This window comes from Eikenella sp. HMSC061C02 (assembly GCF_001809035.1).
Taxonomy (GTDB): domain Bacteria; phylum Pseudomonadota; class Gammaproteobacteria; order Burkholderiales; family Neisseriaceae; genus Eikenella; species Eikenella corrodens.
The window spans coordinates 1-15,895 of record NZ_KV795507.1 but is presented as its reverse complement, the minus strand read 5'-3'; the positions used below and the strand labels follow the sequence as shown (position 1 = coordinate 15,895).

General features: G+C 53.4%; 12 protein-coding genes and 1 tRNA gene. 11 read left to right on the top strand and 2 right to left on the bottom strand.

Translation table 11 applies throughout. The features are described 5' to 3' along the window. Positions 1–41: 41 nt before the first annotated feature. The 10 genes from HMPREF2541_RS00460 (at position 42) to rpoC (ending at position 12,333) form a co-directional block, all read left to right on the top strand. A tRNA-Trp gene (locus tag HMPREF2541_RS00460) sits at positions 42–117 on the top strand. Positions 118–199: 82 nt separating this feature from the next. Continuing rightward, on the top strand, positions 200–646 hold the full coding sequence (gene secE, locus HMPREF2541_RS00455; RefSeq protein ID WP_003823687.1) for a preprotein translocase subunit SecE: 447 nt from the start codon (positions 200–202) through the stop codon (positions 644–646). A gap of 17 nt (positions 647–663) precedes the next feature. Continuing rightward, positions 664–1,206, top strand: a complete 543-nt coding sequence (gene nusG, locus HMPREF2541_RS00450) for a transcription termination/antitermination protein NusG (RefSeq protein WP_003823689.1) — start codon at positions 664–666, stop codon at positions 1,204–1,206. 100 nt (positions 1,207–1,306) lie between these two features. Further along, a complete protein-coding gene (gene rplK / locus HMPREF2541_RS00445; protein ID WP_035573849.1) occupies positions 1,307–1,738 on the top strand; it encodes a 50S ribosomal protein L11 in 432 nt (143 codons plus the stop codon). Continuing rightward, positions 1,738–2,433 carry a 50S ribosomal protein L1 gene (gene rplA, locus HMPREF2541_RS00440; RefSeq protein ID WP_003823691.1) on the top strand — a complete coding sequence of 232 codons (696 nt, stop codon included), beginning with the start codon at positions 1,738–1,740 and terminating at the stop codon, positions 2,431–2,433. Before rplK ends, rplA begins: the two co-directional genes overlap by 1 nt. Before the next feature lie 233 nt (positions 2,434–2,666). Then, on the top strand, positions 2,667–3,170 hold the full coding sequence (rplJ, locus tag HMPREF2541_RS00435; RefSeq protein ID WP_023887603.1) for a 50S ribosomal protein L10: 504 nt from the start codon (positions 2,667–2,669) through the stop codon (positions 3,168–3,170). A gap of 45 nt (positions 3,171–3,215) precedes the next feature. Further along, positions 3,216–3,587, top strand: coding sequence for a 50S ribosomal protein L7/L12 (gene rplL / locus HMPREF2541_RS00430; RefSeq protein WP_003823693.1), 372 nt, complete (start codon positions 3,216–3,218; stop codon positions 3,585–3,587). Between the two features lie 193 nt (positions 3,588–3,780). After that, positions 3,781–7,962 (top strand): DNA-directed RNA polymerase subunit beta, encoded by a 4,182-nt coding sequence (rpoB, locus tag HMPREF2541_RS00425; protein ID WP_070541233.1) that lies wholly within the window; start codon positions 3,781–3,783, stop codon positions 7,960–7,962. A 60-nt stretch (positions 7,963–8,022) separates the two neighbouring features. Next, on the top strand, positions 8,023–8,145 hold the full coding sequence (locus HMPREF2541_RS12515) for a hypothetical protein (RefSeq protein ID WP_256388662.1): 123 nt from the start codon (positions 8,023–8,025) through the stop codon (positions 8,143–8,145). 12 nt (positions 8,146–8,157) lie between these two features. Next, positions 8,158–12,333 (top strand): DNA-directed RNA polymerase subunit beta', encoded by a 4,176-nt coding sequence (gene rpoC / locus HMPREF2541_RS00420; protein WP_003823696.1) that lies wholly within the window; start codon positions 8,158–8,160, stop codon positions 12,331–12,333. 175 nt (positions 12,334–12,508) lie between these two features. On the opposite strand, the gene HMPREF2541_RS00415 is transcribed toward rpoC, so the two are convergent. Continuing rightward, positions 12,509–13,387, bottom strand: a complete 879-nt coding sequence (locus HMPREF2541_RS00415; protein ID WP_070541231.1) for a DUF5339 domain-containing protein — start codon at positions 13,385–13,387, stop codon at positions 12,509–12,511. A gap of 145 nt (positions 13,388–13,532) precedes the next feature. Between HMPREF2541_RS00415 and HMPREF2541_RS00410 the strand changes: the two genes are divergently transcribed. Then, on the top strand, positions 13,533–14,342 hold the full coding sequence (locus HMPREF2541_RS00410; RefSeq protein ID WP_070541229.1) for a DUF4198 domain-containing protein: 810 nt from the start codon (positions 13,533–13,535) through the stop codon (positions 14,340–14,342). Positions 14,343–14,541: 199 nt separating this feature from the next. On the opposite strand, the gene HMPREF2541_RS00405 is transcribed toward HMPREF2541_RS00410, so the two are convergent. Next, positions 14,542–15,735, bottom strand: a complete 1,194-nt coding sequence (locus HMPREF2541_RS00405; protein ID WP_070541227.1) for an NnrS family protein — start codon at positions 15,733–15,735, stop codon at positions 14,542–14,544. Positions 15,736–15,895 lie beyond the last annotated feature (160 nt).

The window sequence follows — 15,895 nt, the reverse complement described above, 5'->3', positions numbered from 1 at the left end:
AGGTGCCGGTGTGGTGGCTTCCGTGATCGCTTAAAGGTTAGAGGCCAGTAGCTCAATTGGTAGAGTATCGGTCTCCAAAACCGAGGGTTGGGGGTTCGAGACCCTCCTGGCCTGCCAAAAGAAAGACTAACCGGCCTGCCGGTTAGTCTTTTGTTTTATGCTGTTTTATAAAGAACTATGAAGTTTGGGGTGGTTGCAAATGAGTGATCGTAAGCAGAAAGTAAAAGAGATGTCCGTTGCTTCGTTGAAGCAGGCTCACCAGGAGTTGCGTAATCGGGGGCAGGGTGCTCAACGTAAGACTGGAAGAGGAAATGGGGCTAAATTATTTTTGGCAGCTGCTTTGGTTATTGGTGGGGCGATTGGTTTTTCATTTCTGTCTCAGCAGCCGCTATATGTACGAGGTGCCATTTTAGGGGTCTCGTTGTTACTCTCTGGGCTAATTGTTTTCTTCTGGTGTGATACTGGTCCTGGGTTAATTCGGTATATCAAGGATTCTGTTGTTGAGATTAAGAAGGTTGTTTGGCCGCCTAAAAACGAGGCTTGGCGCAATACATTCTTTGTTTTGATCTTCACGGCAGTGCTAACTTTATTTTTGTGGTTGGTGGATTCTTTTTTGGTGTGGTTATTTACGAAAATTGCTGAGTAATTTGCAGGGGCGAGAAAATGGCTAAAAATTGGTATGTCATCCAAGCTTATTCTGGGTTCGAGAAGAATGTGCAGAAGACTCTGAAGGAGCGGATCGCAAGAGAGGGAATGGAGGGGCTTTTTGGTCAGATTCTGGTGCCAGTTGAAGAGGTTGTTGGTATTAAGAATGGTCGGAAGACAGTTAGTGAGCGTAAGTTTTTTCCAGGTTATGTGTTGATAGAAATGGAAATGACTGATGAATCATGGCACTTAGTCAAGAGTACACCTAGGGTTAATGGGTTTATTGGGGGTACTGCTAACCGTCCTTTGCCAATTTCTCAACGAGAAGTTGATGCGATAATATCTCAGGTGTTGGCTGTTGCTGGCTCTGAGAAGAAGCCTAAGCCGCGAGTTGAGTTTATGGTGGGGCAGCAGATCAGGGTGAGCGAAGGTCCATTTTCTGATTTTAACGGGTTGGTTGATGTTGTTGATTATGAACGCAATAAGTTGCGAGTTTTGGTGCAAATTTTTGGTCGAGAAACGCCTGTTGAGTTGGATTTTAGTCAGGTAGAGAAGATTTAGTCTGATTGCTTGGCAACAAGTAGGATTTTATTTATAATATACGGCTTGATTTTTTGGGGAGCAGAATTTCTGCGTATTACCCGTTATTTAGGAGCTAAATGTGGCAAAGAAAATTGTAGGTTATATTAAGTTGCAGATTCCTGCAGGGAAGGCTAATCCTTCTCCTCCAGTTGGTCCGGCACTGGGTCAGCGTGGTTTAAATATTATGGAATTTTGTAAGGCATTTAATGCGGCTACGCAAAATGTGGAGCCTGGATTGCCGATTCCTGTGGTAATTACTGCGTTCGCAGATAAGTCTTTTACATTTGTAATGAAGACTCCTCCGGCCAGTATTTTGCTGAAAAAAGCTGCTGGTTTGCAAAAAGGTAGTTCAAATCCGTTGACTAGCAAGGTTGGTAAGGTTACTCGTGCCCAGTTGGAAGAAATTGCCAAGACTAAAGAGCCGGATTTGACTGCGGCTGATTTGGATGCGGCAGTTCGTACTATTGCTGGTTCTGCCCGTTCCATGGGCTTGGATGTGGAGGGTGTGTAATGGCTAAGTTATCTAAACGTTTCCAGGGTTTGCGCTCTTCTATTGATTCAAATGTGCACTATTCAATTGATGAAGCAATTGAATTGGTGAAGAAAACTGCTACAGCCAAATTTGATGAGTCTGTTGATGTTGCTATCAATTTGGGCGTGGATTCGCGTAAATCTGATCAGGTAATCCGTGGATCTGTTGTGTTGCCAAAAGGTACCGGTAAAACTGTTCGTGTGGCAGTGTTTACTCAGGGTGCCAATGTTGAGGCTGCAAAAGAAGCAGGCGCTGATGTGGTTGGGTTTGAGGATCTGGCTGCAGAAGTAAAGGCAGGAAATTTAGATTTTGATGTTGTTATTGCCTCTCCTGATGCGATGCGTATCGTTGGTCAGCTGGGTACTATCTTGGGGCCGCGCGGTTTGATGCCAAATCCGAAGGTGGGTACGGTTACGCCAAATGTGTCAGAAGCTGTGCGTAATGCCAAGGCTGGTCAGGTTCAGTATCGCACTGATAAGGCTGGCGTGGTGCATGCTACCATTGGCCGCGCTTCTTTTGCGGCGGCTGATTTGCGCGAAAACTTTAATACCCTGTTGGATGCAGTGGTGAAGGCGAAGCCAGCTGCTACTAAGGGTCAGTATTTGAAGAAAATCGCATTATCTAGCACTATGGGTCCTGGTGTCCGTGTGGATGTTGGTAGTGTGTCTAGTTAGAAGAAGTTTTCAGGTAGCCTTTGCGAGCTGCTGAGGCTACCTGAAATATGGACTGCTTATGCTTGATTGTAAGTAGAGTCCAAGACCGTAGGGATCGTAAGATTTAATATTTTACCCTACGTAGACGGTGGTCCTGAGATTATGAGCAAGCAATTGCTTGCAAAATGTCTTTTCAGGTTGCCGAGCTGGTGGGTGCCGTTAGGCATTCTTTGATAAACAGTAGGAGGTAGACCTTGAGTCTTAGTATTGAAACTAAAAAAGCAGTTGTGGAAGAGATTGTTGCTGGTATCGGCAACGCTCAGACCATGGTGCTTGCCGAATACCGCGGTATCAGCGTTGCTAGTATGACCGAATTGCGTGCCAATGCTCGTAAGGAAGGTGTGTACTTGCGTGTTTTGAAAAACACGTTGGCTCGTCGTGCGGTGGAAGGCACTCCTTTTGCTGGGTTGGCTGAGCATATGGTTGGCCCGTTGGTATATGCAGCGTCTGAAGATGCTGTAGCTGCTGCAAAAGTGTTGCACCAATTCTCTAAAAAAGATGAGAAGCTGATCATTAAAGCAGGCTCTTATGACGGTGCAGTAATGGATGCCGCTCAGGTGGGTCAGCTGGCTGCAATTCCGAGTCGTGAAGAATTGTTGTCCAAATTGCTGTTCCTCATGCAGGCTCCGTTGTCTGGCATGGCTCGCGGCTTGGCTGCTCTGGCTGAGAAAAAAGCTGCTGAAGAAGCATCTGCTTAACTATTTTTATATTTTACTTATTCATTCAATTAGGAGTTTGATAGCATGGCTATTACTAAAGAAGACATTTTGGAAGCAATCGGTGGTTTGACTGTAATGGAGTTGAACGACTTGGTAAAAGAATTTGAAACCAAGTTTGGCGTTTCTGCTGCTGCCGTTGCTATTGCTGCTGGTCCTGGTGCTGCTGGTGGTGAAGCTGAAGCCAAGTCTGAGGTAGACGTTATTTTGGCCGCCGCTGGCGATCAAAAAGTAGGCGTGATTAAAGTGGTTCGTGCCATTACTGGCTTGGGCTTGAAAGAAGCTAAAGACATGGTTGATGGCGCTCCGAAGACCATTAAAGAAGGCGTTACTCCTGCTGAAGCTGAAGAAATCAAGAAACAGCTGGAAGAAGCTGGCGCCAAAGTGGAAATCAAATAAGTATTTTCTCGCTAACAGGCTGGCAGGTATCTGCCAGCCTTGTTTCGCTTGGAGATTAGGATTAAGTAATAATTTACATATATTTGCTATCTAAGCCGGCTTTTGTGGCAAATATATGTAAATTTTAGAGCAGTGATGTGATGCTGCTGCTCAAGTGGGAATCAATTCCTCTCATTATCCGGAGTGTTCAACAATGAGTTATTCAGTTACTGAAAAAAAACGTATCCGAAAGAGCTTTGCTAAACGCGATAGCGTGCTGGAGGTGCCATATTTGCTGGCGACCCAGCTGGAGTCTTACCGAAAATTTCTTCAGCAGGAAACTGCTTTTGATAAGCGTTTGGATGAAGGCTTACAGGCTGCATTCAATTCTATTTTCCCGATTGTGAGCCATAACGGATATGCGCGGTTGGAGTTTACTCATTACATCTTGGGTGAGCCATTATTTGATATTGCCGAGTGCCAACTACGTGGTATCACTTACGCGGCTCCTTTGCGCGCCCGTATCCGCTTGGTGATTTTAGATAAAGAATCTTCTAAGCCCAATGTGGTGAAAGAAGTGCGCGAGAATGAAGTTTATATGGGCGAAATCCCACTGATGACCCCTTATGGCTCATTTATTATTAATGGAACCGAACGTGTAATTGTGTCTCAGCTGCACCGTTCACCGGGTGTATTCTTTGAACATGACCGGGGTAAAACCCACTCTTCAGGTAAACTGCTGTTTTCTGCACGTATTATTCCCTATCGCGGCTCATGGCTGGATTTAGAGTTTGATCCAAAAGACCTGCTCTACTTCCGTATCGACCGCCGCCGCAAAATGCCAGTAACCATTTTGCTGAAAGCATTGGGATACAGCGCTGAACAGATCTTGGATACCTTCTACGACAAGGAAACATTCTATCTAAGCAAAGATGGTGTAGAGACCGAGCTAGTCTTGTCGCGATTGAAGGGCGAAACCGTAAAAACCGATATTTGCGATGCAGACGGTAAAGTGCTGGTTGCTGCGGGCAAACGGGTTACTGCCAAAGGGTTGCGAGATATTGAGAAAGCTGGCTTGAAGCGCCTGCGGGTGGATGCTGAGGCTTTGATCGGCAAAATGTTGGCTAAAGACGTTATCGTGCCCGATACCGGTGAAATTCTTGCATCGGCCAATAGTGAAATTACCGAAGAATTGCTGGCACAGCTGGAAATTCATGGCGTGAATGAAATCCAAACCCTATATATCAACGAATTAGGATATGGCGGCTATATTTCCTCTACATTGCAAGTGGATGAAACTGCCGACCAAATGGCCGCACGTATCGCTATTTACCGCATGATGCGTCCCGGCGAGCCGCCTACTGAAGAAGCGGTAGAAATGCTGTTTGATCGCTTGTTCTTCAATGAGGCCAGCTATGATCTGTCGCGCGTTGGTCGCATGAAATTCAATACCCGCACCTACGAGCAAAAACTGTCTGAAGACCAGCAGCAATCGTGGTATGGCCGCCTGTTGAATGAAACTCTGGCCGGTGCGGCTGAAAAAGGCGGGTTTATCCTCAGCACCGAAGACATTGTTGCCTCCATTGCCACGCTGGTTGAATTGCGCAACGGCCATGGCGAAGTGGATGATATTGACCACCTAGGTAACCGCCGTGTGCGCTCTGTGGGTGAGCTGACCGAAAACCAGTTCCGCTCTGGCTTGGCTCGTGTGGAACGTGCAGTAAAAGAGCGCCTAAATCAGGCGGAAGCCGATAACCTGATGCCGACCGATTTGATCAATGCCAAACCGGTATCGGCGGCGATCAAAGAATTTTTCGGCTCCAGCCAATTGTCACAGTTTATGGATCAAACCAATCCGTTGTCGGAAGTGACCCATAAACGCCGTGTGTCGGCACTTGGCCCGGGTGGATTGACTCGTGAACGTGCCGGCTTTGAAGTACGCGACGTACACCCGACCCACTATGGCCGTGTGTGCCCGATTGAAACGCCTGAAGGCCCGAACATCGGCCTGATTAACTCATTATCGGTTTATGCACGTACCAACGATTACGGTTTCTTGGAAACTCCGTACCGCCGCGTGGTAGACGGCAAGGTCACCGATGAAATCGACTATCTGTCTGCCATTGAAGAAGGCCGTTATGTGATTGCGCAGGCCAACGCCGAAGTGGATAAGAAAGGCTACCTGAAGGGCGATTTGATTACCTGCCGCGAAAAAGGCGAAACCATCATGGCCAGTGCCGACCGCGTGCAGTATATGGACGTGGCTACCGGCCAAGTGGTATCCGTAGCCGCCTCGCTGATTCCCTTCTTGGAGCACGATGACGCCAACCGCGCCTTGATGGGTGCCAACATGCAACGTCAGGCCGTGCCCTGTTTGCGTGCCGAAAAACCGTTGGTAGGTACCGGTATTGAGCGCTCCGTGGCTGTGGACTCTGCCACCGCTATCGTGGCTCGTCGCGGCGGCGTGGTGGAATACGTGGATGCTAACCGTATCGTGGTACGCGTGCACGACGAAGAAACTGTAGCCGGTGAAGTGGGTGTGGACATCTATAACCTGGTGAAATTCACCCGCTCCAACCAATCTACCAATATCAACCAACGCCCGGCAGTGAAAGCCGGCGATGTGTTGCAGCGCGGCGATTTGATTGCCGACGGCGCCTCTACCGACTTGGGCGAACTCGCGCTTGGTCAGAACATGACCATCGCCTTCATGCCTTGGAACGGCTACAACTACGAAGACTCGATTCTGATTTCCGAGAAAGTGGCTGCCGCCGACCGCTACACCTCTATCCACATCGAAGAACTCAATGTGGTGGCGCGTGACACCAAACTGGGTGCGGAAGAAATCACCCGCGATATTCCCAACCTGTCTGAACGTATGCAAAACCGTTTGGACGAAAGCGGCATCGTATATATTGGCGCCGAAGTGGAAGCGGGCGACGTATTAGTGGGCAAAGTAACGCCCAAAGGCGAAACCCAGCTCACGCCGGAAGAAAAACTGCTGCGTGCCATCTTCGGTGAAAAAGCCTCCGATGTGAAAGATACCTCGCTGCGTATGCCCACCGGCATGAGCGGCACGGTAATCGACGTACAGGTATTCACCCGCGAAGGCATCCAGCGCGATAAGCGTGCACAATCCATTATTGATGCCGAGCTGAAACGCTACCGCTTGGATTTGAACGACCAACTGCGTATTTTCGACAACGATGCCTTCGACCGTATCGAGCGCATGATTGTTGGCCAAAAAGCCAATGGCGGTCCGATGAAACTGGGCAAAGGCAAAGAAATTACTGTCGAATACCTGGCTTCTCTGCCGACCAAGCACGATTGGTTCGACATCCGTCTGTCAGACGAAGAGCGGGCCAAACAGCTTGAATTGATTAAGCTCAGCCTGCAGCAGAAACGCGAAGAGGCCGACGAGCAATACGAAATCAAGAAGAAAAAAATGACCCAGGGCGACGAGCTGCCGCCCGGTGTGCAAAAAATGGTCAAAGTGTTCATCGCCATCAAACGCCGCTTGCAGGCTGGCGACAAAATGGCCGGCCGCCACGGTAACAAAGGCGTGGTATCGCGCATTCTGCCGGTGGAAGACATGCCCTACATGGCCGATGGCCGCACCGTGGACATCGTGCTCAATCCGTTGGGCGTGCCTTCGCGTATGAACATCGGTCAGATTTTGGAAGTACATTTGGGCTGGGCTGCTAAAGGCATTGGTCAGCGTATTGAAAAAATGTTGGCCGAACAGCGTAAAGTGAAAGAAATCCGCGCCTTCTTGGAAAAACTCTACAACGGCAGCGGCAAGAAGGAAGACCTGAAATCGCTCAGCGACGAAGAAATCCTCACTTTGGCCGAAAACCTCAAGGGCGGTGCTACCTTCGCTTCGCCGGTGTTCGACGGTGCCAAAGAGCAGGAAATCTACGACATGCTCGAATTGGCCTACCCAAGCGACGACCCCGAGGTGCAGAAACTGGGCTTCAACGACACCAAGACCCAAATCACCCTGTACGACGGCCGCTCCGGCGAACCGTTCGACCGTAAGGTAACCGTGGGCGTGATGCACTATCTGAAGCTGCACCACTTGGTGGACGAAAAAATGCACGCTCGTTCAACCGGCCCGTACTCGCTCGTTACCCAGCAGCCGCTCGGCGGTAAAGCCCAGTTCGGTGGCCAGCGTTTCGGTGAGATGGAGGTGTGGGCTCTGGAAGCCTATGGCGCCGCCTACACGCTGCAGGAAATGCTGACCGTGAAATCGGACGACGTAACCGGCCGTACGAAGATGTATGAAAACATCGTTAAAGGCGAACACAAAATCGAAGCCGGCATGCCCGAATCGTTTAACGTGTTGGTAAAAGAAATCCGTTCGCTGGGCTTGGATATCGATATGGAGCGGTATTAAACGGGGCTTTTCAGGTAGCCTCTGAGGCTACCTGAAAATAGAAACGGCCACTGTGCCGGCGTGATATTTCCCGTCGAGCCGCCGTTTGCCGCCGGGCAAGAATCCGGCCAAGCCGCCCGCCCATATTTTTCAGGTAGCCTCAAAGGCTGTCTGAAACAGAGTGAGCAAAATACAAAATCCTGATTGGGAGCAAAAATGAATCTGTCGAACCTGTTTAACCCCCTGCAAGCTGCCGGCATGGAAGAAGAATTCGATGCCATCAAAATCGGCATTGCTTCGCCCGAAACCATCCGCTCTTGGTCGTACGGCGAAGTGAAGAAGCCGGAAACCATCAACTACCGTACCTTCAAGCCGGAGCGCGACGGCTTGTTCTGCGCCAAAATCTTCGGCCCGGTAAAAGACTACGAATGCTTGTGCGGCAAATATAAGCGTTTGAAATTTAAAGGCGTAACCTGCGAAAAATGCGGCGTGGAAGTTACCCTTTCCAAAGTGCGCCGCGAGCGCATGGGGCATATTGAGCTGGCTGCGCCTGTTGCCCATATTTGGTTCTTGAAATCATTGCCTTCCCGCCTCGGCATGGTATTGGACATGACCCTGCGCGATATTGAGCGTGTGCTGTATTTCGAAGCCTTTGTGGTAACCGACCCCGGCATGACCTCGCTGCAACGCCGCCAGCTGCTGACTGAAGAAGACTACTACGCCAAGCTGGATGAATACGGCGAAGACTTCGATGCCAAAATGGGTGCCGAAGGTATTCGCGAACTGTTGCGTTCGCTGGACGTGCCGGCCGAAATCGAAATCCTGCGCCAGGAATTGGAAAGCACCGGCTCCGAAACCAAAATCAAAAAGCTGGCCAAACGCCTGAAAGTACTGGAAGCCTTCCAGCGCAGCGGCATGAAGCTGGAATGGATGATTATGGACGTGCTGCCCGTGCTACCGCCCGATTTGCGTCCGTTGGTGCCGTTGGACGGCGGTCGTTTTGCCACTTCGGATTTGAACGACCTTTATCGTCGCGTGATCAACCGCAACAACCGTCTCAAACGCCTGCTGGAGCTGCACGCACCCGACATCATCGTGCGCAACGAAAAACGCATGTTGCAGGAAGCAGTAGACAGCCTGTTGGACAACGGCCGTCGCGGTAAAGCCATGACCGGCGCCAACAAACGCCCGCTCAAATCGCTGGCCGACATGATTAAAGGTAAAGGCGGCCGCTTCCGTCAAAACCTGTTGGGTAAACGCGTAGACTACTCCGGCCGTTCCGTGATTACCGTAGGCCCCTACCTGCGCCTGCATCAGTGCGGCCTGCCCAAACGCATGGCCTTGGAATTATTTAAACCGTTCATCTTCCACAAACTGGAAGTGCGCGGCGAAGCGGCTACCGTGAAAGCGGCGAAAAAGCTGGTGGAGCAGGAAGTGCCGGTGGTGTGGGATATTTTGGATGAAGTGATCCGCGAACATCCGATTATGCTCAACCGCGCCCCGACCCTGCACCGCCTAGGTATTCAGGCTTTTGAGCCGATTCTGATTGAAGGCAAGGCCATTCAGCTGCACCCCTTGGTGTGCGCCGCGTTCAACGCCGACTTCGACGGTGACCAAATGGCCGTACACGTGCCGTTGAGCCTGGAAGCACAAATGGAAGCCCGTACCCTGATGCTGGCCTCCAACAACGTGCTCTCGCCCGCCAACGGCGAGCCGATTATCGTGCCGTCTCAAGATATCGTATTGGGTCTCTACTACATGACCCGCGACAAAATCAACGGCAAAGGCGAAGGCAGCCTGTTCTCCGACGTGAAAGAAGTGCACCGTGCTTACTACACCAAGCAGGTGGAATTGGGCACCAAAATCACCGTTCGTTTGCAGGAATGGGTGAAAAACGACCAAGACGAGTTCGAGCCGGTTACCAACCGCTACGAAACCACTGTTGGCCGTGCCTTATTGTCCGAAATCCTGCCCAAAGGCCTACCGTTTGAGTACATCAACAAGGCACTGAAGAAAAAAGAAATCTCCCGCCTGATTAACGCTTCGTTCCGTCTGTGCGGCTTGCGCGATACGGTAATTTTTGCCGACCACCTGATGTACACCGGCTTCAGCTTCGCAGCCAAAGGCGGCATCTCCATCTGCGTGGACGATATGGAAGTGCCGAAAGAGAAAGCCAAGCTCTTGGCCGAAGCCAACGCCGAAGTGAAGGAAATTGAAGACCAATACCGCCAAGGTTTGGTGACCAACGGCGAGCGCTACAACAAAGTGGTGGATATTTGGGGCCGTGCCGGCGATAAAATTGCCAAGGCGATGATGGACAACCTTTCCAAACAGAAAGTCATCGACCGCGAAGGCAAAGAAGTGGATCAGGAGTCGTTCAACTCGATCTACATGATGGCCGACTCCGGTGCGCGTGGTTCTGCCGCCCAGATTAAACAGCTTTCCGGTATGCGCGGTTTGATGGCCAAGCCGGACGGTTCGATTATCGAAACCCCGATTACCTCCAACTTCCGCGAAGGCCTCACCGTATTGCAATACTTTATCGCCACCCACGGTGCGCGCAAAGGTCTGGCCGATACCGCGTTGAAAACCGCCAACTCCGGTTACCTGACCCGCCGCCTGGTGGACGTAACCCAAGATTTGGTGGTGGTGGAAGACGATTGCGGCACCAACGACGGTTTCGTAATGAAAGCCGTGGTACAGGGTGGTGATGTGATTGAAGCCCTGCGTGATCGCATTTTGGGCCGAGTAACCGCGCAAGACGTGGTGGATCCGTCCAGCGGCGCTACCTTGGTGGAAGCTGGCACCCTGCTCAACGAGCAGTTGGTGGATCTGATCGACCGCTCCGGCGTGGATGAGGTGAAAGTCCGCACCCCGATTACCTGTAAAACCCGTTATGGTTTGTGCGCCAAGTGCTACGGTCGCGATTTGGCACGCGGCAAACTGGTGAACACCGGCGAAGCCGTGGGCGTGATTGCCGCCCAATCCATCGGTGAGCCCGGTACACAGCTGACCATGCGTACCTTTCACATCGGTGGTGCCGCCTCCCGTGCCGCCGCCGCCAGCCAAGTGGAAGCCAAATCCAACGGTACCGCCCGTTTCAGCAGCCAGATGCGTTATGTGGCCAACAACAAAGGCGAATTGGTAGTGATCGGCCGTTCGTGCGAACTGGTGATTCACGACGAAGTGGGTCGCGAGCGCGAACGTCACAAAGTGCCCTATGGTGCCACTTTGTTGGTGCAGGATGGCTCTGCGGTGAAAGCTGGCCAAACCCTGGCCACTTGGGATCCGCATACCCGCCCGATGATTACCGAATACGCCGGCCGTGTGCGCTTTGAAAACGTGGAAGAAGGCGTAACCGTTACCCGTCAAACCGACGAAATCACCGGTCTCTCCACTTTGGTGGTGATCGACGGCAAACGCCGCTCCAGCACCAGCAAGCTGCTGCGCCCCACCGTGAAACTGTCGGACGAAAACGGCGAAGAAGTTACCGTGCCCGGTACCGAAACCCCCGTTTCTATGGCCTTCCCCGTGGGTGCAGTGATTACCGTGCGCGAAGATCAGGAAGTGGGCAAGGGCGACGTGCTGGCGCGTATCCCGCAGGCTTCCTCCAAAACCCGCGATATTACTGGTGGTCTGCCGCGCGTGGCCGAGCTGTTTGAAGCCCGCGTGCCCAAAGATGCCGGCATGTTGGCCGAAGTAACCGGCACGGTGTCTTTCGGTAAAGAAACCAAAGGCAAACAGCGTTTGGTGATTACCGACTTGGAGGGTGCGGCACACGAAACCCTGATTTCCAAAGAGAAACAGATTCTGGTGCACGACGGCCAAGTAGTGAATCGTGGCGAGATTATCGTAGACGGCTCGGTTGATCCGCACGACATCCTGCGCCTGCAAGGCATCGAAGCGCTGGCACGCTACATCGTGCAAGAAGTGCAAGAAGTGTACCGCCTGCAAGGTGTGCGCATTTCCGATAAGCACATTGAAGTGATCATCCGCCAGATGCTGCGCCGCGTGAACATTGCAGACGCCGGCGAAACCGGTTTCATCACCGGTGAGCAGGTGGAGCGTGGCGACGTAATGCAGGCCAACGAACGCGCCGTTGCCGAAGGCAAAGAACCGGCACGCTTCGACAACATCCTGCTGGGTATCACCAAGGCTTCGCTCTCTACCGACAGCTTCATTTCCGCGGCTTCCTTCCAGGAAACCACCCGCGTGCTCACCGAAGCCGCCATCATGGGCAAAAAAGACGACCTGCGCGGCTTGAAGGAAAACGTGATTGTCGGCCGCCTGATCCCGGCCGGTACCGGGCTCACTTACCATCGCAGCCGCCGTGCGCAGTGGCAGGCGCATCACGAAGCGCAAGTGAACGAGCAGGTGGATGAAGCCGAATAAGAGGCTACCTGAAAAGCAAAAGGCTGAAACCGTAATAAGCGGGTTCAGCCTTTTTCGTGGGCGGCTCGTCGCCTTGTCCTGATTTAAATTTAATTCACTATAGTTATGTGAGCCGCATAAAAGGCTACCTGAAAAGCCAATCAAGCATTTCAGGTAGCCTTTTGATCATGTTGCTTCAACGCTTATGCGCTGCCGAAGCGGCTTGCGGTTTGGCTTCGGCAGGTTTGGTTGGTGGCGGTTTGGCCTCAGCCGGCTTGCTGTCTGCGGCTTTTTGTTCGCAGCCCATTTGTTGCACCATTTCTTCAAACTGTTGACTCACCACTTCACAGCCCTCGGTATCTAATTGCGAGAGGTCGCCGCGTGTGGCTTCTAGCGATTGCAACAGTGCATCGGCCTGGCCGTCGGGGGCTTGGCGGAAACAGGCGCGGGCGCGTTGGAAATAGGTCTCACACACGGGGTTCATGTGGTCGGCGGTGGTGGGCGGTAGGGCATGTTCCGGCTCGGGATTGGCTTCGGCGGCGGTGAGCGGGTCGTCTCCGGCATTGCCGTCCGACACTTCGGGGGTAACCAGTTCCACCGATACCGTGGCTGTTTCGATGCCGGATGCGTTGCCAGCGGCGGGTGCCGAAGCCTGTGAAGCAGCAGTCTCAGCGGCAGGAGCAGGGTGTTTGCGGCTGACGCCGGCCAGAAGCCCGAAAGCGAGCAGCAGGCAGCCGGCCACTACGGCGGCTACAGCCAACAGCTGCGGTTTTTCACGCACTTGCTGCGGCAGGGTGCGCAGTTTCCCCCGCAGTTTCTGCCACTGAGCGCGCAAGTTTCCCCGCCATTTGGATGGCGTGGCGTTCGACTTAGCTTGCCGTTTTGGCCGCAGGGCTTGCAGCTTTGCCTGCAGCTGCTGCCGGTATTGTTTCCAGTTTGGTTTGCCTTGCATGATGATGAATGTTGGTGTGGGGCTGTTGCCGTTGCGCATCTTACACGCAAGCCGTGCCGCGCGGGAAGAGCGGCGGCAGGGCAGGGCGGTTTTTGCAGCATTTTCAGGTAGCCTGGATGGCATGGCCTGCGTTAGCTGAAGCGATCGGTGTTTTCCTGCTAGGCTCGTTAACACCGCAGGAGGCAATAAATGTGTTGGCTATATTTCCTGAACCAAATAGTTATGGTATAACACACCGTCTGTGTAAACAATCTGTAAAGGAGTTTTTATGTTCCGCCATTTATTGTCTGCCGTGCTGTTGGCCGGTTTATCGGTGGCCGCGCACGGCCATGAGGTGTGGGTGAATGCTGCGCACACGCATGGCGGCGAGGTGTTGAAGGCCGAGCTGGGCTATGGGCACTATCCCGAGTTGGAGCCGATTGCGGCCGACCGTTTGACGTTGTTTCCCAAGCCGCTGCAATTGCTCACGCCGCAGGGGAAAATCGATTTGGTACAGCGCGGGCAGCATAATTATCAGTTTGAAACGCCGCGTGCGGTGGCCGATGGCAGCTACCTGTTGTTGGCGCAATACCGCCCAACTTTCTGGTCGCGCAATGCGGCGGGCTGGCAGCGTCAAAACCTGACGCAGATGAAAGATGCCACTTATTGCGAACAAACCAGCATGTTTGGCAAAGCGGTGGTGAACGTTGGGCACGAAAGTGCGAGTAAGGAGCTGATCAGCCGGCCGGTGGGCGATTTGCTGGAGATTGTGCCGCTGGAAAACCCGGCCAATGTGCGGGTGGGCGAAGTATTGCCGGTGCGGGTGTTGTTCCGTGGCGAGCCGCTGCCGGATGCCACGGTGGTGGCCACGTTTGACGGTTTCTCCCACCGCGACCCGGCCGACAAATCACACCGCCTCGAGCCGCAGTCGTTCTCCGACACTACCCGCGCCGACGGCACAGTGGGCATCATCCCGCTGCGCCAAGGCAGCTGGAAAGTGCGCGTGGTGCACAAAACCGATTTTTCCGACCAAGCAGTGTGCGGCCAGCTGGCTGCTTATGCCACGCTAACCTTCGAGATCGGCAGCAGCCATCATTGAGTTGGCGGTTTCAGGTAGCCTCAGCCTGCGGGCTCACGGCTATTGCTGCATCTAAAAAAACAGGGTGGGCAATCTTTGCCCGCCCTGTTTGCGTTTGGTGTTTGATGGAAAACAGCGTTTATTCTGTTTTCAGGTAGCCTCTATAAGCCAGCCAAAGGCTACCTGAAAAATGCCGGCGCGGTTTCAGGTAGCCTGCAACTCAGCCTTCTTTGCCGTCTACCCGTGGCGCGGTCAGCCAGGGCAGGTAGCGCCAGGTGTAGAGCAGCAGTGAAGCGGCAAACAGCAGGCCGGAGAGCCACAGGCCGGGCTGGTAGGCAGCCGGATACAGATACATCAACACAGCCGTGGCGGCACGTGCCAATGCGGCGGCCACCATCAGCCAAAACGCCAGCGGCATGGCGGCGGGCGCAGGGTAGAGCGGCCGACCGGTGTGCCCCAGCGCGGTGCGCACCATCATGCCCACCGTCATCAGCCCGATGCCGCCCACGGCCACCAAATGCACGCCCAGGCTCTGCCAGCGCGGCAGCCAATGCCCCAAGCCCATCACGGTAAGCCCCGCGCCGGTGAGCAGGAATCCCGCAAACAGAATCCACAGCATCGGCTCTTTAGCCACTTCCGGCCGCCACCAGCGCACGGTTTGCACGATATCCAGCAACCCAGCCGCTATGCTGAGCACGGCTGCGGCAGCCAGCGCCGCATCAGCTGCCGAAGGCGGCAGCACCGCCTGCAAACCGTAGAGCAGAGCCATGGCCAGCGGCACCACCAAAGAAGCCGTCATCACCAAAGGATGGCTGCCCACCTGCTCGCAGCCGAGCCGTTTGGCGGTGAAGAACGGGATTACGCGCATCCCCACCAGCCCGATAAAGCCGGCCACCACGGAAAGCCCGGCAAACAGCCCGCCGGCGAGCGCGGAGAAATTATGCCGTGCCAGCTGCCAATGAAACAGCGCCTGCAACAGGCCGAACATAAACAGCGCGGCCACCGCCAAATAATTGCGCTTGTTGCGGCTGCGCACCACGGCCACGCCCATATACCAGGCCGCAAGCCAATAGAACGCCACGCCCGCGATGCCACCGGCCAGGGTGAGCGGCGCGGCAAAGGCAAACGCGCGTGCCAACAGCCACAGCAGTGCCAGCATCATCAGCGGCGCGCCCCAAGTGCGCGGCTGTTTCGTCCAGGTGGCCACCGCCGTGAGCAGGAAGGCCACCACCACCGCGCCGGCATAGCCCCAAATCATTTCGTGGGCATGCCAAAAGTAATTGGGCAGCGCGGCCGTGCCTTGATAGCCGAAGCTCCACAGCAGGATGGAAAGCGTGCCGTAGAGGGAGGCCAGCGGGTAGAAGGGGCGGAAGGCCATGCCCCAAACGGGATGGTTTTTGGAAAGCAGATTCATGATGTGTCGATTATTGGTTTGAAGGTTGGGGTTGGTTAAACGGGGAAGGCTACCTGAAAAACGGCAGGCTTTCAGGTAGCCCTTAAATCATGCGGCAATACGGTTTCAGCTATAGTGGATTAACAAAGGGGCTGTCCTAGATAACCAGGAATATTCAAAA